This window comes from Paenibacillus sp. P32E, assembly GCF_001909085.1.
Classification (GTDB): Bacteria; Bacillota; Bacilli; order Paenibacillales; family Paenibacillaceae; genus Paenibacillus_AQ; species Paenibacillus_AQ helianthi.
Genome location: NZ_LVYY01000002.1, coordinates 415,190 through 431,758 on the forward strand (window position 1 = coordinate 415,190; position 16,569 = coordinate 431,758).

The 16,569-nt window shown below is 49.3% G+C and carries 15 protein-coding genes and 2 pseudogenes; 7 read left to right on the top strand and 10 right to left on the bottom strand.

Translation table 11 applies throughout. The features are described 5' to 3' along the window. Positions 1-79: 79 nt before the first annotated feature. On the top strand, positions 80-1,318 hold the full coding sequence (fabF, locus tag A3848_RS03985) for a beta-ketoacyl-ACP synthase II (RefSeq protein ID WP_074083636.1): 1,239 nt from the start codon (positions 80-82) through the stop codon (positions 1,316-1,318). A 142-nt stretch (positions 1,319-1,460) separates the two neighbouring features. Here the strand turns inward: fabF and abnB are convergent, their stop codons facing one another. The 7 genes from abnB to A3848_RS04020 form a co-directional block, all read right to left on the bottom strand. After that, complete coding sequence (abnB, locus tag A3848_RS03990) at positions 1,461-2,888, bottom strand: arabinan endo-1,5-alpha-L-arabinosidase AbnB (protein WP_074083637.1); 1,428 nt, start codon at positions 2,886-2,888, stop codon at positions 1,461-1,463. 169 nt (positions 2,889-3,057) lie between these two features. Beyond that, complete coding sequence (locus A3848_RS03995; protein WP_074083638.1) at positions 3,058-4,128, bottom strand: ABC transporter ATP-binding protein; 1,071 nt, start codon at positions 4,126-4,128, stop codon at positions 3,058-3,060. Between the two features lie 274 nt (positions 4,129-4,402). Then, on the bottom strand, positions 4,403-5,377 hold the full coding sequence (locus A3848_RS04000; protein ID WP_074083639.1) for a phosphotransferase family protein: 975 nt from the start codon (positions 5,375-5,377) through the stop codon (positions 4,403-4,405). Positions 5,378-5,381: 4 nt separating this feature from the next. Then, positions 5,382-6,350: a sugar phosphate isomerase/epimerase family protein gene (locus A3848_RS04005; protein WP_074083640.1), complete on the bottom strand. Its 969-nt coding sequence runs from the start codon at positions 6,348-6,350 to the stop codon at positions 5,382-5,384. A gap of 36 nt (positions 6,351-6,386) precedes the next feature. Then, entirely contained in the window at positions 6,387-7,451 is a 1,065-nt protein-coding gene (locus A3848_RS04010) for a Gfo/Idh/MocA family protein (protein ID WP_074083641.1), read from the bottom strand. A gap of 39 nt (positions 7,452-7,490) precedes the next feature. Further along, positions 7,491-8,588: a Gfo/Idh/MocA family protein gene (locus tag A3848_RS04015; RefSeq protein WP_074083642.1), complete on the bottom strand. Its 1,098-nt coding sequence runs from the start codon at positions 8,586-8,588 to the stop codon at positions 7,491-7,493. Further along, positions 8,581-9,348 carry a sugar phosphate isomerase/epimerase family protein gene (locus A3848_RS04020; RefSeq protein ID WP_074083643.1) on the bottom strand — a complete coding sequence of 256 codons (768 nt, stop codon included), beginning with the start codon at positions 9,346-9,348 and terminating at the stop codon, positions 8,581-8,583. The genes A3848_RS04015 and A3848_RS04020 overlap by 8 nt, the downstream gene beginning before the upstream one ends. A gap of 326 nt (positions 9,349-9,674) precedes the next feature. Between A3848_RS04020 and A3848_RS04025 the strand changes: the two genes are divergently transcribed. Continuing rightward, a complete protein-coding gene (locus tag A3848_RS04025) occupies positions 9,675-10,508 on the top strand; it encodes an AraC family transcriptional regulator (protein ID WP_074083644.1) in 834 nt (277 codons plus the stop codon). A 29-nt stretch (positions 10,509-10,537) separates the two neighbouring features. Here the strand turns inward: A3848_RS04025 and A3848_RS04030 are convergent, their stop codons facing one another. Continuing rightward, complete coding sequence (locus tag A3848_RS04030; protein ID WP_305953419.1) at positions 10,538-10,897, bottom strand: hypothetical protein; 360 nt, start codon at positions 10,895-10,897, stop codon at positions 10,538-10,540. An 84-nt stretch (positions 10,898-10,981) separates the two neighbouring features. On the opposite strand from A3848_RS04030, the gene A3848_RS04035 reads away from it, so the two are divergent. Beyond that, positions 10,982-11,299: a hypothetical protein gene (locus A3848_RS04035; RefSeq protein ID WP_074083645.1), complete on the top strand. Its 318-nt coding sequence runs from the start codon at positions 10,982-10,984 to the stop codon at positions 11,297-11,299. 21 nt (positions 11,300-11,320) lie between these two features. Beyond that, positions 11,321-12,001 (top strand): TIGR00266 family protein, encoded by a 681-nt coding sequence (locus A3848_RS04040; RefSeq protein ID WP_074083646.1) that lies wholly within the window; start codon positions 11,321-11,323, stop codon positions 11,999-12,001. A gap of 125 nt (positions 12,002-12,126) precedes the next feature. Here A3848_RS04040 and A3848_RS04045 read toward each other — a convergent pair whose 3' ends face one another. Continuing rightward, positions 12,127-12,600: a Fur family transcriptional regulator gene (locus A3848_RS04045; RefSeq protein WP_074083647.1), complete on the bottom strand. Its 474-nt coding sequence runs from the start codon at positions 12,598-12,600 to the stop codon at positions 12,127-12,129. 206 nt (positions 12,601-12,806) lie between these two features. Between A3848_RS04045 and A3848_RS04050 the strand changes: the two genes are divergently transcribed. Continuing rightward, positions 12,807-13,682, top strand: a complete 876-nt coding sequence (locus tag A3848_RS04050; protein ID WP_074083648.1) for an AraC family transcriptional regulator — start codon at positions 12,807-12,809, stop codon at positions 13,680-13,682. A 95-nt stretch (positions 13,683-13,777) separates the two neighbouring features. Next, positions 13,778-14,452 carry an S-layer homology domain-containing protein gene (locus A3848_RS04055; protein ID WP_074083649.1) on the top strand — a complete coding sequence of 225 codons (675 nt, stop codon included), beginning with the start codon at positions 13,778-13,780 and terminating at the stop codon, positions 14,450-14,452. 197 nt (positions 14,453-14,649) lie between these two features. On the opposite strand, the pseudogene A3848_RS33535 reads toward A3848_RS04055, so the two are convergent. Further along, a pseudogene (locus A3848_RS33535) lies at positions 14,650-16,102 on the bottom strand (IS1182 family transposase); the annotation flags it as partial. 299 nt (positions 16,103-16,401) lie between these two features. Here A3848_RS33535 and A3848_RS32775 point away from each other — a divergent pair. Further along, positions 16,402-16,569 (top strand): annotated as a pseudogene (locus A3848_RS32775) (IS110 family RNA-guided transposase); the annotation flags it as partial.

Here is a 16,569-nt window from a genome sequence, read left to right on the forward strand (position 1 = left end):
ATTGTGGATGCTTCCGTTGTGAGTTTTGCGGAGTAGATTCATGGGAGCTTATGCTATCAAAACTTTTAGGGGGATAATTATGGAGCGCGTAGTGATTACCGGCATGGGATTGGTCTCGCCGCTAGGAAATACAGTAGAGAAGTTCTGGAGACGCTTGTCGGCAGGTGAGTCGGGGATCTCTCCGATCACCACATTTGATACTTCACATTTCAAAACAAAGATTGCCGGTGCTGTGCACGATTTCGATCCTGAGGGCCGGTTTGGGCGTAAGGAGGCGCGGAGGATGGACCGGTTCAGCCAGTTCGCTCTGGCTGCTGCCGAAGATGCCTGGGCTGATTCCGGGCTTCAGCTGGACAAGATAGACCGCGAACGATTTGGGGTTTATGTAGGCTCAGGTGTCGGGGGTATTCAGACCTTAATGGAGCAAGCCGATGTGCTGCGTTCTCGCGGACCGGAAAGAGTCAGTCCGACACTGATCCCGATGCTGATCTCGAATATGGCTGCAGCCTTGATCAGTATTAAGCTGGGGGCACTTGGACCTGCTCTGTCGCCTGTAACGGCCTGTTCCATCGGGAATACAGCCATAGGTGAAGCCTTCCGGCTGATCCGGTACGGCGGTGCCGATGTTGTCATTGCAGGAGGTGCCGAAGCCGCCATTAACGAAATATCACTAGCCAGTTTCGGAAATGCGACTGCGTTGTCCACACATAATGTTGAACCGCTCAAAGCGAGCCGTCCATTTGACGCGAACCGTGATGGGTTTGTCATCGGGGAGGGGAGCGGGATTGTCATCCTGGAGTCCTTATCTCATGCTCTGCAGAGAAATGCCGTCATTTACGGCGAAGTGACCGGCTATGGTGCCAGTTCGGATGCCTATCACATGGTGGCCACCCATCCGGAAGGCATAGGCGCCTATCAGGCCATGAAACTGGCGCTCCAAGAGGCGGGTATAGAGGCAGGTGAGGTGGATGTCATCAGCGCCCATGCCACCAGCACTCTGGTGGGAGACCGTTCAGAAACGATGGCGATCAAAAAGCTGTTCGGCGATCAGGCCTACCGCATTCCGGTGACGGCAAATAAATCAATGACAGGACATGCCCTGGGCGGCGCCGGAGGCCTTGAGGCCATTGCATTGGTTAAGAGTATACAGGAAGACCTTATTCCACCCACCATCAATCTGGAGGAGCCCGATGAAGTCTGTGACTTGGATTATGTGCCGAACACCGCCCGCCAAGCGGACCTGCACATCGGAATCTCCAATTCCTTTGGCTTCGGAGGTCATAATGCTGTGATTGTACTGCGGAAATATACGGAGTGATCCGATAGCCGGACACTAAAATTCATAAAAACCTTCAGCTCCCCTGCACGCAGGAGGGGCTGAAGGTTTACCGCTGGTGCCTTTTTGTCGTGCTGCACCAGGCACTTCTAGCTATATCGATCGCAACGGGCTAAATTGCCGGTTAGTTCTCCTCTGTTTCCTGTAAATCGTGGCTTCCCCAGAGCGAGATGCCTGCAGACGATACCACAGAAAACGTCATTACACTTTTACCGGCCGCTTCATCCCACTCCTTGAGGAAAACTCCGCTGTAGGCCACACCGTCAATAATCAGCTCAGCATTATGTTCTCCCGTCAGCTTCCAGGTCCCTTCAACCGCCCCGGTAATTTTTCCGTCAGCGGTTAATTCAATCGGTTTCGAGCCGGCAACTTTCGCCGAGATTTCTTTGCCGTGGTTAATATATCCATAACCGCCGCTGATCTCCACGGCAGTGTACTTACCAATCTTCTCTCCGCTATATCGGTGCGGCGCTACCACCGGCCATCCGTCGGTATTCATAAACATCTGGTGTACACGAACCTCATGCTCCTCCCCCCTGCCAGGAAAGCGGGTATGAAAAATAAGAAAATATTGTCCACTCTTGGCATCATAATATGCCGAATTGTGGCCAGGAGAAATATAACCCTCCCGGTTTGCCTCCGGATCCAGCCCTGCATTCGTGAATTCGAAATTCCCCATCAGCTTCACTCCATATGGAGAGTAAGCCGGATCATCGAACAATACACCTGCTGTACCTTTCGCATCCAGCATAGCCTTGCCTTCCGAGTCTTCAAATGGACCATCCGGGTTCTTGGAGCGGGCAACACGGATATTATATCCGCCCTTAGCATCCAGTCCGCCATAAGATAGGAATAGATAATAATAATCGGTTTCAGGACTGTACAGCATGTAAGGTCCTTCAATCCGGGCGTGGTTGCCTCCGAGCAGTTTTTTGCCATAACCCTGATCAGGCAGCGGCATACCTGTCTTGGCATCCAGCTCCATGATAAAGATCCCGCCGGAATAGGAACCATATACCATCCAAAGCTTACCGTTCTTGTCAAAAAACACATCAGGGTCAACCACGTTAGGCTTCTTCGTTGCATCATAAATTTCACCGTCATCGCCTGTGCCAGCCATACCGGATTTGAGAATGATCCCCTTATTTTTATAGGGTCCTTCAATCTTGCGGGATACAGCTATTCCCATTGCCGACAGCGGAGAATCCCCTTTGCAAGCGTTATAGTACATATAGAATTTCCCGTCAGACAGCTGAATGACATCAGGTGCCCATAGCGTATCCGTCTGTGCCCAGCTGAGCGTTTCACTTAATTCTTCCGTAACATTGGGAATAAGCACATTGCCGTCGGCAACGCCAGAAGACACCTGCGTCCAGTCCATCAAATCTTTGGATTTGGCCGAAGCCAGATGGGAGCCAAAGACATAATACATATCATTTACTTTGATTACAGAGGGATCATGTACAGAAACATTATTAAATTCAGGGTTGCTGTTGCTGCATGCCGTCAAAATAGACAATGATAATAAAGTGGTAAACGTTCTTTTTTTCATCCTTCAACCTCCTATGTATACCCTTACATTTTGCTGTCCGGAGATGAAATAGTCAATACTTTTATTTAAATATATTAGTTTTGTTTCACACTTATATAAACATTAATCCGTTATTTCACGCAAAAAAGCGCCAAGTCCATAAAGGAGCTTGACGCTTACAACTAATATATTAATAATCTCCGGCGTTCTCTACCAGGATCGGCTGCGGATATGCGTTGCTAAGAACACGCCGTCTTTTCTTCACCACTTCAGGTGGCTCTACCGCTGGCGCCATCGGATGCATCAGCCAGGATTTCACCAGATGGGAATCGGACACCTTGTACATTGGAGGTTCTTTCTCCATATCGATCTGCATCGCATAAGTGCTGCGGAGTGCAAAAGCATCGCCCTTCGGCGGCTTGATCAGATCCGGAGGCGTTCCGGGAATCGCAGTAAGCAAAGAACCCTTACTTTCCAGACTTGGCATGGAAGCCAGCAGACCCCAGGTATACGGATGTCTTGGGTCATAGAAGATTTCTTCCGCTGTGCCCATTTCAACAATCTGACCGGCATACATTACCGCAACGCGGTCAGCCATTCTGGCTACAACCCCGAGATCATGGGTAATGAAGATAATTGCGGTATCAATTTTCTTCTGGAGATCCTTCATCAAATCCAGGATTTGTGCCTGAATCGTTACATCGAGCGCGGTGGTCGGCTCATCGGCAATCAGAAGCTTAGGGTTGGCTGCAAGTGCCATGGCAATCACCACACGCTGGCGCATCCCGCCGCTGAACTCATGCGGATACTGCTGAAAACGGCGTTCCGGTGAAGGTATCCCTACCAGGTTCAGCAGTTCGATCCCGCGTTTGTACGCAGCATCCTTGGAGATTTTCTCATGCTTGAACAGCACTTCGGTAATTTGCTTGCCGACCTTCATCATCGGATTCAACGAGGTCATCGGGTCCTGAAAAATCATTCCGATTTCTTTCCCGCGGATCTTCTGCATTTGCTTTTCATTTTTACCAATCAGGTCCTGCCCGTCGAACAAAATCTGTCCGCGCTTGTATTCACCCATCGGCTGGGGAACCAGCTTCATGACAGCCTGCGAAGTTACGCTCTTACCGGAACCGGATTCGCCCACGATCGCCAGTGTTTCCCCTTTATTCACATGAAAGCTTACACCACGGATCGCTTGTACTTCGCCTCCGCGTGTTCTGAATGATATAGCCAGGTCTTTTACCTCTAAAAGGCGCTCCATCCTGTCACCCTCTCGTTTCTTTTCAAATTACGATAATGATTCTCAATACGTAAAAAACACACAATAAGTATTATTTTATCTATTTACATGTGCTTACGTCAAGAATTTTCTGAAAACCGGCGATGCCGAAGCAAACGCGTTCATCCCTAACAAAATATACACGAACCGCAATAGCTTAGCAAAATCACACGCGGCCCCATTCAAGTCCGCTGTGCCGTTCACAGGCAAGAAGACCGGTGTCTCCTGTGAGAACCGGCCTTCCGCTTTTTCACATTTATACTTCCACTGTGTTCACAAAGTCTTTCAAGGTTTCACGCAAATTATCAAACGCCCAGCCAATATGATTCTCATCCTTATATTGCCTGGAGTAATACTCGATGACCAGAATCAGATCAAGATACAGGTCGTACAGCCTGATGCGGAGCTGCTCGCCCGGACTGTTAAACACTGCACCATAACCCTCCAAGAATGCCGGAGAATTCTCAAAGTGCCGGAAGTAATATTCGAGCAGGACATCCCCCCACAGCGCGCGTTCCCAGTCAATAATCGAGACGATCGCACCGTCTTGGACAAAGATATTGCCATTCCACAGATCCCAGTGAATCAGGCGCGGTTCGGTTACCTCATCAAGTGCAGGCAGATACTTCTCCAGCCCTTGCCTGATTTCGTCATACGAAGACGGGAGCTCAGCCCCCAGTCTTTGACCATCGTCCAGCACATTATGAATCATCTTTGTGAAGGTCTCACGCCATGTTCTTCCTGTTCCATCAGGAGGCTCTCCAAAAAGCCCAAAGTGCCCGCCCTTTATCTCATTAATTAGCCTTTGATAGCGGCCCAGCTCCAGTTCAATGGAGGCTTTCACTTCATCCGTGAGGCTCTCTTTGACTTCGTTGTAGGGCATCCCTTCAACCTTTTCCATGAAAAAATAAGGACTTCTAATCCGTTCGCGGCTCTCATCGAATCCATAGACGGCTGGAACCGGAACGCTGCCTGCTGCCAGAACCAGACGAAGTGCCTCCACTTCTGCGCGCATGATGTCTTTTTCGTAGCTCAGCGTTGCTGTCTCATCAGAGGGTGCGACCTTCAGAATCACGGATCGTCCGTCCGATAATTCCAGATCGTAGGCAGTATTAAAAAAACCTCCGGTCAACTCCTTGCTGCTGATGATCGATGTATCCTTTCCAAACGTACCCGTTACTAAAGTTCTCAGCTGCTGATCATCCAATTTGACTTTAGTAAAACTCTCCATTTGTTTAGACCCACCACATATCGGCAAGAGGTTCCTCAATTAGTACCTGGCGGAGATTGTCTACCGCTTTGGAGAATCCTTCTTCAATAGACATCAGTCCATCCTCGTGCTCAATACTGACCACATAATCATAACCAACCAAGCGGAGTGCGCTGATGATATCCGCCCAGACCTTCACATCATGGCCATAGCCCACCGAACGGAACTGCCACGCCCGGTCCAGCATATTCGTGTAGGATTGCATATCAGTCAAACCGTACATATTCACATTTACTGGATCAATCACGGTATCTTTGGCATGGAAATGATGGATTGCACCTTGACGTCCCAGGATATGAATGGCCTGCACCGGATCAATGCCCTGCCACCACATATGGCTCGGATCAAGGTTCGCGCCGATCACTTCACCTGCTGCCTCTCTGAGACGCAGAAGAGTAGCGGGCGTATGCACAGAGAAGCCCCCATGCAGCTCAAGACCAATCTTCACATCGTGCTGCGAGGCAAATGCACCCCATTCTGTCCAATAAGGGATCACTTTGTTCTCCCACTGCCAGGTCAGAATCTCCTGGTAGTCATTCGGCCATGGAGCTACCGGCCAGTTCGGGTATTTCGCATCTTCATGATCGCCTGGGCAACCTGAAAAGGTGTTCACAACAGAAACACCAAGCTTCTGCGCCAGTTTGACCGAATTGACGAAATCCTCGTGATCCTTACGGGCCAGTTCTTTCTGCGGATGCAGCGGATTACCGTGGCAGCTCAGTGCACTAATCATCAGACCGCGTGACTCTACCGCATGCTTGAATTCTTTGAGTGCAGTCTCATTCTCCAGCAGAAGCTTAGGATCACAGTGGCTGTTGCCCGGATTGCCTCCGGTGCCGATCTCCACTGCCTTAAGTCCTTTGGAAGCTACATAATCCAGCGCGTCCTCCAGCTTGCGACCGCCGAAAAGCACCATAAATACTCCAAGTTTCATTGTTCTGCCGCCTCTCGTTCAGGATAAACATTCATTTCAATACTCGTCAAAATCCTTAATGGTCTGATTGGTTTCAGCCGCCGCAAATATCGCCTCGATCAGCTTCAGCACACGCATGACCTCGGCATTTTTGACAATCGGCTCTGCCGTTCCCTCAATGACATCGGCAAAATTGGTATAGAAGCTGGAGGACAGCTTCACTGCTGTCGGCAGCACATCTGTAATCGTCGCCCCTTCTGATGGAGGAGCCATGGTCTTCGTAAGGCCTACACCGGCGCGGATTGGGGTAGGCTCCCGTCTTTCGCTCTCCTGATTGCGGGTAACGATCCGTCCCGTCAATGACCAATCTTCAATAATTCCGGTGCCTTCAGTACCTTTTACATACCATCTTGGCAGTGTAATAAAGTTAGTAGTTCCAACTTCCACGACGGCTTTGACGCCATTCTCGAATTGCAGCAGCGCCTCGAAGCCGTCATCCACTTCATTGCCCAGAATGAAGCTTAAGCTGCTGCTCACGCTGGTCACTTTACTGTCAATCATGAACAACAACTGATCCAGCAGATGAACACCCCAATCCAGCAGCATGCCGCCGCCCTGTGCCTTCACATGCCGCCAGTCACCGGGGATGCCATTGGCTCCGTGCACACGCGATTCAAGCTGGAACAGAGGGCCGATTGTGTTATGCTCATACATTTCCTTGATGATCCTGAAGTCTTCGTCCCACCGGCGGTTCTGATGCACCATCATGATACGTCCGGCGGCTTCAGCCGCCTCAAGCATTTCATTGAATTCATCCGAGGATAATGCCACGGGCTTCTCGCAGATTACATGTTTACCGGCTCTAAAAGCTGCGATGGCGATTTCTTTGTGCACATCATTAGGTGTGGCAATCAGTATGGTTCCAACCTTCGGATCAGCCAGAACCTCCTCATAGCTGGCATAAGCCGTATATCCCGCTTTTACCGAAGCACTGCGGCGTTCCTCTAGCAGATCGAACGTTCCGGCCACCTCCAGGCGGCCGTTCTCCTCAATCAATTGTGTGTGATAGCTTCCCATTCCGCCATAGCCAACGATGACGATTGTATGCTTCTGTGAACTCATGGTCTCCACTCCTGTTTCGATAGACGTTAACTTTGCCAGTTATTTGTCTGAACTTCCGTCAAAATACACCGCACGGCCAGTCCGTGCCGATTCATAGATTGCTTCAAGAATTTGTGTAACTACAAAAGCTTGCTCCGGTTTTACAACGGGTTCTTTGTCTTCAGTTACTGCTTCCAGCCACAAGCGGGCTTCACGGTCTGCTTCACTCTCCGCTTCTCCGCTGTAGAAGGCCACACCGCCGGAAGAGAGATCCACTTTGGTCTCGTACAGACGTCCCGCACGCTCTCCATTCAAACGGAGACCATCCTTCATATCTGCCCCGCCTTCTGTGCCTGCAAGTAAAGTTTGGGCTTCACGGAACTCGGACACATTCAGTGCCCAGCTGGATTCCAGAGAGATCGTCGCTCCATTTTCCATAGTAATAAATCCAAAGGCAGAATCTTCTACCTTGAATTGTTCAGGATCCCAAGGACCGAAGGCATTTGCCGCGTTTTTCTTCTGTCCCAGCTTGTGGAATGTCGAACCGACTACCATCCGAGGTTTATAATTATCCATCAGCCACAGGGTCAAATCAAGCGCATGCGTCCCGATATCGATCAGCGGGCCTCCTCCCTGCTTCTCTTCATCCAGAAATACTCCCCACGTAGGAACCGCACGGCGGCGCAGCGCAATAGCCTTGCCGTAATAAATCTCACCGAGTTCTCCACTCTCACAGAGGCCCTTCAGATATTCACTGTCCGAACGGAAGCGGTTCTGGTATGCGATGGAGAGCTTTTTGCCGGTACGGCGTGCTGCGTCCAGCATTTCCTGAGCCTGGGCTGTTGTCTTGGCCATCGGCTTTTCACACATCACGTGTTTGCCGGCTTCAAGCGCTGCTACGGAGATCACGGAATGACTGTCATTAGGTGTACATACATGAACGATATCAAATCCGCCTTTTGCCAAAAGCTCCCGGAAATCAGTGTAGACAGCTGCATCCTCAGTCCCATAAGTTTTCGCCGCTTCCTGTGCACGTTCCTCTACGATGTCACAAAAAGCCACCATTTCGGCATTTTTTTGACGGGACAGACTTGGCATATGTTTGCCGTTTGCGATACCACCGCAACCGATAATAGCAATTTTGAGTTTGTTAGACATGAACTTTTCCTCCTTGATTGGCATATGTTCTAACCCATTTCAGGCTGTCCGCTACACTTTCAAGCGGTGATCTGCTGCAATAATCCTGCTCTACTACGGCCCATTCCGCACCCGCTGCATCAGCAGCCTCCAGAATCGCAGCCAGATTTACTTCCCCTTCGCCCAATACAACCGTCTCCGCCGATCCGTCTTCACGCTTTTTCATATCCTTCAGATGGATAATCGGCAGGCGTCCGGTGTATTTGTTGATATATTCTACCGGATCATAGCCGCCATAATATACCCAGCAAGTATCCATCTCCACTTTCAGCACTTCGGCAGGCACTTCCTCGAAGATACCGTCAAAAGCGGTCCGTCCGCCGAATTGCTCCGTGAATTCGAAATCATGATTATGATAAGAAAGAACGGTGCCGCGAGCGCTGCACTTCTCTCCGATAGTCCGCAAATTCGCTGCAACCTCTTCCCAATTGCGCTGCTCTTCAGTCAGATAAGGCACAATCAGATTGCGGTTGCCGATAGCCAGATTGAAGCTGATTTCCTGCTCCGTGTCATTCAGCATAGCATCATATGGACGATGTGCGCCGAGCGCGGTAAGACCCGTTTCCTGAAGCAGTGCAACTACTTCTTCTGCCGTCCGTCCAAAGAAATGATAAAATTCTACCCCGGCATATCCAAGCTCCGCTACCTTGCGGAGGGTTCCTTCAAAATCCTGTTCCAGTTCTTCTCTCAGCGTATACAGCTGCAAGCCGATTTTCAGCATGTTTGCCTCACTCCTAATGGTTTGGATTGTACTTCCATATCTATCCTGCTTCTTATCGTCCCTGTGGTGCCACATCATATGACTCACCTGAACAAAAGGGCTGCAAGCAACTGAATGCCCAATATCTGTCTCCCTTATCCTTCATGTTCCATATGCGTACCTATGTAGCTTTCAGAGCCGCTATAAAGCCCCCTCCACATCATTTATATGTTTTTTGCTCAGGTCCATAGTAATATGAAAGCGTATATAATAAAATGAAGAATATGATTAAAACATGAACAATCTGCTTATCATTTCAATATCCTATTCCATCACCAGGAGGACCTATGACACAAACAGCACCATGCCACATCCTGTCAGCCGGATTCTCAGTTCACCGCAAGCCCTTCCATATGTCGGGTGGCGACAGCGTTCAGTATTATCTCCTGCGTCTGCAGACTGAAGGACGCAGCCGGACCATGGTTGATGGTGTTCTCACCACCGTAGAGAGCGGCGATCTAATGTTGTTCGCTCCAAGCGATCCCTATTATCTGAGTATCGACAAAGAGAGCTATCCCGTGGGGAAGCCCCGTATTGAAAGTGGTGACTATCATATTTTCTGCGGAGGGCCCTGGATTGAAGAATGGTGGACCCGCAAGCAGCGCCCGCTGGTTCTCCACATGCCGCTCAGCGACTATTTCCTGGGCCTATTCCGCCAAATCGTGCTGGAGCAGCGCCGTTTGTCCAATCCTTCACCAGAGATCTCTGCTTGTTATCTGCAGATTTTGTGCCTGGAAATCGACCGCCTAATGTCTGAACAGCCAGCGGTTTCACCCAAGGGCTATCTGGCGTACCGCATGAAGCAATATGTCGAGGAACATGCGGCTTATCCGTTCCGTCTTGAGGATGTGGCCGGACATGTGGATATATCGGTCTCCCGCGCGGTTCATCTGTTCAAGGAGGCTTTTGGCACCACCATTGTCAAGTATGTAAACGACGTCAGACTGGATATGGCACGGGAGCGGATCACCTTCAGCCCTATGCCGCTGGAGCATGTCTCTGAGACATGCGGCTTTGCCAATTATACCTATTTCCACCGTTTGTTCCGGGGACGTTTCGGGATGTCACCCAAGCAATACCGTGCGTATAGCCGGCAGACCGAAATGACCTCACTGCCGTAATCCAATCCCGCTGAGCCTGGACTGGCGAATCAAGGTTTACACCCCAATGATGGTGAATTTAGCTTTATTCTCCAGACATGAAAAGGAGCGCCATCCTGAAAGATCCGCTCCTTGTGTTTGACCTTATTCAGTTTCTGCTGCTTGCTTGGGGTGACCCGGACATGCTGGGATATCACGCCGTACTGATCATTTTGCCTGCGGTTTCGTTCCGCGCACCAGGTGCCGGAGCGTTCTGCCCTCAGCAGAGCTTTTTGTGTTTTTGTGCGTGCCATATGCGCTTGCACTCCTTTTTTAGTCTGAATGTTCAGTAGATTGGTGTCTAGACCTGCTGATATTTTAATTTTAACATATTCGTTTGTAGATTTCCCGGTAAAGTTGATTATAATCATTACGCCTGCAGCGTCCGCTTGCACAAGCAGCTTCGGGTACAGTATTCTTGAAGGTACAAGCCTATCCCTAAAAAGGAAGATTCCATGAAGAATTGCGACCGTCCGAGGATCATTACCCTATGCGGATCGACCAAGTTCAAACCACAGTTCGAGGCCGCAAATGCCGCTTTAACCCGCCAAGGCGTAATCGTGCTGAGTCTGGGATTCTTTGAACAGAGCGAAGGCATTCATATTTCAGCGGATCAAGCGCATCTGTTCGAACAGCTACATTACAGCAAAATCAAAATGTCAGACGGAATTATGGTCATTCATGTGAATGGGTATATCGGTGAAAGTACACGCAAAGAGATTGAGTACGCCCGGAGAATGGGCAAAACCGTGGAGTACTGGGAAAGCCAGTAACCACAGATGCGGAGGGAATTCATGAAATACGATGTATTGTACGAAGGTGCTTTTGCTATGCTTAAGGTATATTTGAATCCTGGTGAAAGTGTCAAAGCAGAGATGGGTGCGATGGTCGCCATGTCCCCCAATGTGGAAATTAGAGGTACTGTGGACGGCGGCATAATGAGGGGACTCGGAAGAATGCTGAGCGGGGAGAAATTTTTCTTCCAGGAACTGACGGCGACAAGAGGGCAAAGTGAAGTCCTGCTCTCTCCGGGATCCATTGGTGACATTCAGGCCATAGAGCTGGACGGATCGTACAAGCTATATGTGCAAAAGGACGGATTTCTCGCCGGGACCCATGGCATTCAGGTCAATACAAAAATGCAGAATCTGACGCGCGGGCTGTTTTCCGGGGAAGGATTCTTCATCATTGAGATCAGCGGCAGCGGTACGGTGTTCCTCTCATCGTTCGGAGCGATACATGCCATCAACCTGGAACCGGGCGAGGAAATGATCATTGATAACGGACATCTGGTGGCCTGGCCGGATTATATGGATTACAAGGTGGAAAAAGCAGCCTCCGGCTGGTTGAACAGCTTAACGAGCGGGGAAGCCCTGGTCTGCCGGTTCCGCGGCGAAGGTGTTGTGCTGGTGCAGTCCCGCAATCCGGGAAGCTTCGGAACATGGATCAAATCTTTTGTACCCTCCAGGCCCTGAATAAAATCAAAACGGCATTTCAGAGCGCAATGTGCAGGCTCTTGAAATGCCGTTTCTACTTGTGGGCAGAAATTCCACCCAGGCTAAATCATTCATCTGCCGGATGACTCATACCAGCACCAACCTCATGAGACCGCCTGGCAATCCTTTTCTCCTTTGCAGCCGTTCCGTTTGCATGTATTGTAGGTGCCTTTGAAATCGAGCCGGTGATCCGTAACATTGAATCCATATTCCTGTTCCAGCCGGAGCTCCAGGTCATGAAGCCAATCTTCCTTGATTTCCTCCAGCCTGCCGCATACATTGCAAATCAGATGATGGTGCATATGGGCATGATCGTCACCGCGCAAATCATATCGTGCTACCCCATCGCCAAAATTCATCTTTTCCACAATATGAAGTTCACATAGCAGTTCCAGAGTCCGGTACACCGTCGCAAGACCAAGATGCGGATAGCTGGTCTTAACCAGCATATATACTTCTTCCACACTTAAATGGTCCTTCTCATTATCCAGCAGGACTTTGACAATGGCTTCTCGCTGAGGAGTCAATTTATAGTTTTGTGCAGCAAATTGCTGACTGATATTAACAATCGGGTTCACCTTAGGTCTCCCACCTTTCCGGAAGCGAGGATTGCGATTATAATTAGTAATCGTTACGAATTAAGCATAACAAAAATACCCACCAAAGAAAAGGGCCTGACATGATTATACCATTACGTTTAGAAATTTCGCACAAACCATCAAAAAAAAATATTAAGAATATTCCATAATAGACTTTGTACTCCACTTGTAAAGGGATGAAACAGATGAGTTATTATCACAGAATTCAGCTGTCGCTGGACTACATTGAAGATCATTTGCAGGACGAACTGCGGATTGCTGAGATTGCCGGCAAAGCCTGCTTTTCCCCCTTCCATTTCCAGCGTATGTTCCTGGCGGTTTCCGGCTTTACCGTACACGAATACATTCGCAAGCGGCGACTCACCGAAGCGGCAAACCTGCTGCGTCACACCAGCGAAAGTGTGCTGCAAATTTCCCTGGCCTGCCAATATCAGTCCCAGGAAGCCTTCACTAGAGCTTTTCAAAGCTACGCAGGTGTGACTCCTGGCAAGTACCGGAAATCTCTGGATCTGACCACCGAATCCCAGCACAAGATCAACTTTCTGGAGCTGCAAAAAAATACCGAAGGAGATGTAGAGCGAATGGACAAACCAACCACGATTCAGCTAGATGACACCCCTATTATCGGCTATAGATACAAAACCAGCCTGAACGGAGACGGCCACTATGAAGATATTCCCGGATTCTACGATGATTTTGGACGAAACGGACGGTTTATGCCTATACGAGATAAGGTTTCTCCGGGAATGTCCTACGGCATTTCTTGTGATTATCAGGACAACGGGGACTTCTCCTTCATCGTAGGTGAGGCAGTAACGGAAAGTGCAGAATTGCCGGACGGGAATTACACCCATTTGGTTCTCCCCGCAGGAAAGTATGCGATGTTCAAAGCTTATGGACCCGCTTCACTCACTGCAACGACCCGCAACTATATTTATGGAACCTGGCTGCCGAATTCCGGCTATGAACGTCGGGAAGGCCCCGACTTTGAAATCACGGATGTGGTGAACTCAACTTTTCCAGATCACATGCGCATCACTATTTATATCCCCGTTGACTAAATTTAGGGGTCTGCAACCTTTCCATATTCTGTCGCGTCTAAGGAGTTGTATAAGGCCAAGCGGCCTGAATCCTATAGACAAAGGTGGACAACAATATGAACTTCAAAAAGAGCGCTTTTGCAGCGATCACCAGTGTATCGCTTCTTACTTTCTCACTCGCCGGTCCCATCTTTGCCGCTGACAGCAGCTTCAAGGATATTGACAGCGTTACCGGCAAAGACAAAATCATTTCCCTTAAGGATCAAGGCCTGATCAAGGGCATCTCTGACACCCAGTTCCTTCCAGGCGCCAAGGTAACCACCGCTCAGGGCATACAGTTCATCTCAGGCGGCCTTCAGCTAAGCCTTGCAGCTATCGACTTCAACAAGGCGCCGCTCGCCAGCAGCACGTTCACCAAGGTTAAAGACAACGCCTGGTACGCGGAAGCTTTTATCAACGCCCACTACAACGGGATTGAAATTCCTGCAGATATCGACCCTGCAAAGCCAATGACCAAAGAATTATTCACAAATCTGCTGATTCAGGGTATAGAAAAAGTGGGCAATCTGCCTATGATCAACATTGTCCCTGCCGACATTTCAGATGCGGATGCCTTGAACCCGTCTTTCCAGGGCAGCATTCAGCGCTCGCTGAAATACAAGATCAACACTCTGGATGAAGGCGGCAAGTTCCATCCGAAAAGTGAAATTACACGTGCTGAAGCAGCTGTTATGCTCTATAATGCTCTGGACTACCTGAAATCCAAAACGGATATTGTTCCACAAAGCTAAATACAAAGTAGACCCTTTTGCTCGTTCTGTCCTGCTAATGGCATCCCCATTGGCGCACCAAGTGGAAACGGCTTCGCTGTCCTTTTAAAAACATATGCTTCCGAAGCGGGGGGGTCCCATAAGTAGAATTTTCTACGAATGGGACCGTTCTTTTGTTTTAAAAACCGTAAAACGATAGCAAGGCAGCGATTCTCCCGTTATTGGAGGATCGCTGCTTTGCGTTTTTGGTCATTGGCTGCTTGCTTTAGCAGATTATGGGCAAGGGAAAGCCAACCGACTTCGAGGGTCACTTTCTCCATCCCTCGAAGCAGGAAGCGCCGGAATCCCCGGTTATTCTTCAGTTGTTCAAACACACTTTCCGGTTCCGTCATCCTCCGCACAGCCAAGGCGTAACCGTCTTCACTCCGTAAAATTTCCCGAGCCTGTTTCTGGTATCGCAGTCGTTCCAAACTGACGACGACTTCCCGATTTCCTGTCGACCTTGTACAACGTTCCTTCAGTAGGCAACCGTCACAACTTTCGCTACGATAATGACGTTTTCGAATTTCATATCCACTCTCTAACGTTTCCTTGCTTTCTTTGCGGAAATGCAGCATTTGTCCGGCTGGGCACTTCCATGTATCCTCGGCTTCATCGTACGTCCAGTTCTCAATCTTTCCAATATTCTCTTTCCACGCTTTGCTCTTTTCTTTGTGGTAGCTACCGTATTTGACCACGGCCTTCACGTGTTCGTTTTCCAAATACGCATAGTTCTCTTCACTACCGTAGCCTGCATCCGCAATCACCGTCTGCGGAAGTTTCCCCAAGATCCGCCTTGCTTTTTCCATATGCGGCCATAAACAACGGGTATCGGTAAGTCTTGGATGTAGACTGTATGTTAATATAAACTGGTATTCGGTTCCGATCTGTACATTGTAACCCGGTTTGAGCTGACCGTTTCGTATGTGATCTTCCTTCATCCGCATAAAGGTTGCATCCGGGTCTGTCTTGCTGAAGCTGTTCCGGTCACCGAGCAGTACTTGATACTGTTCGTACTTTAACAGCCTGGGCATCAAATCCTTGCGAAGCTTCTGAACGGCTTTTTTCAGTGGTTTGTCCTTGGGCTTCCAGCAGTTGCGACTCTAGCGCCTGGGTCATTTGTTCGAGTTTCTCCCTGCCGATCTCGGCGGACTCGCCAAGTTCGCTCAGGTCCTGGCCACGGTGTTCCTGTTCTTCTTGTTTCTCTACGGCCTCAATATCGACAAACAATGCATGTACCTTTGCTTGCAGCTTGGCCTTATGTTTACTAACAGCTTTACCCCATACGAAGGTGTAGCGATTGGCGTTCGCCTCGATTTTGGTTCCATCCACAAAATAATGCTCCAGGGAGATGTATTTCTCGTCCGCCAGAAACTGAAGCACGGCGGTAAATACGGTTTCAAGGACGTCCTTCATCCGCTGAGAACGAAAGCGGTTAAGCGTGCGGAAATCCGGGCGTTGCCGTCCCGCCAGCCACATAAAGGGAATGTTTTCCGGGACCGCTTTGGCGATTTGCCGGGAGGAATAAATGCGCTGGGTGTAGGCGTAGATGATGACTTTGGTGAGCATTTTGGGGTGGTAGCTGTCGCGGCCGCCGCCAGGGTAGGCAGCGTCAAAGATGGCGTCGTCTATGTTAAAAGAAAATAAAGTGTTAGACTGTATTTGTTGATTTGACACGGTTTCTGAGTTTGATAATCGTTAACTTTTAATAAATAAGTATTGGACTGACTCATTAAAAGTAGCAGCGGCAGAACAAGACTTGATAAATAAGTCTTAGACTGCCGCTATTGTTATTAAACTAATGTTTCCCGTTAGAATTCCTGTAAACTGAATATTTTGGAGTTTGAACAAAAACGAGCGCCTCGGTAACATGGGAGTTGGATACGGGTCTACAGCCCTTTTAATCTCACCATTTAGGAGGTCGCTCTACTATGAAGTTTAAAGCTCAAGACAAGCAAAATCAACTCATTGAAAACATTACCGTTCATCATTTGGTCATTGGCGTAGATATCGCCCAAGAAGTCCATGTGGCCCGCGCCGTCAGCTTTCGTGGGATTGCTCTGGGAACTCCGCTCGAATTCGGTAACCATCGTGAAGGG

Coding starts and splice junctions, on each gene's coding strand:
- A3848_RS04020 (WP_074083643.1), bottom strand. CDS start 9,348: ATGCTGAAAATCGGCTTGCAGCTGTATACGCTGAGAGAAGAACTGGAA.
- A3848_RS04040 (WP_074083646.1), top strand. CDS start 11,321: ATGAAATACGATGTATTGTACGAAGGTGCTTTTGCTATGCTTAAGGTA.
- A3848_RS04005 (WP_074083640.1), bottom strand. CDS start 6,350: ATGAAACTTGGAGTATTTATGGTGCTTTTCGGCGGTCGCAAGCTGGAG.
- A3848_RS04000 (WP_074083639.1), bottom strand. CDS start 5,377: ATGGAGAGTTTTACTAAAGTCAAATTGGATGATCAGCAGCTGAGAACT.
- A3848_RS03995 (WP_074083638.1), bottom strand. CDS start 4,128: ATGGAGCGCCTTTTAGAGGTAAAAGACCTGGCTATATCATTCAGAACA.
- A3848_RS04050 (WP_074083648.1), top strand. CDS start 12,807: ATGAGTTATTATCACAGAATTCAGCTGTCGCTGGACTACATTGAAGAT.
- A3848_RS04010 (WP_074083641.1), bottom strand. CDS start 7,451: ATGAGTTCACAGAAGCATACAATCGTCATCGTTGGCTATGGCGGAATG.
- abnB (WP_074083637.1), bottom strand. CDS start 2,888: ATGAAAAAAAGAACGTTTACCACTTTATTATCATTGTCTATTTTGACG.
- A3848_RS04030 (WP_305953419.1), bottom strand. CDS start 10,897: ATGATTATAATCAACTTTACCGGGAAATCTACAAACGAATATGTTAAA.
- A3848_RS04055 (WP_074083649.1), top strand. CDS start 13,778: ATGAACTTCAAAAAGAGCGCTTTTGCAGCGATCACCAGTGTATCGCTT.
- A3848_RS04035 (WP_074083645.1), top strand. CDS start 10,982: ATGAAGAATTGCGACCGTCCGAGGATCATTACCCTATGCGGATCGACC.
- A3848_RS04025 (WP_074083644.1), top strand. CDS start 9,675: ATGACACAAACAGCACCATGCCACATCCTGTCAGCCGGATTCTCAGTT.
- A3848_RS04015 (WP_074083642.1), bottom strand. CDS start 8,588: ATGTCTAACAAACTCAAAATTGCTATTATCGGTTGCGGTGGTATCGCA.
- fabF (WP_074083636.1), top strand. CDS start 80: ATGGAGCGCGTAGTGATTACCGGCATGGGATTGGTCTCGCCGCTAGGA.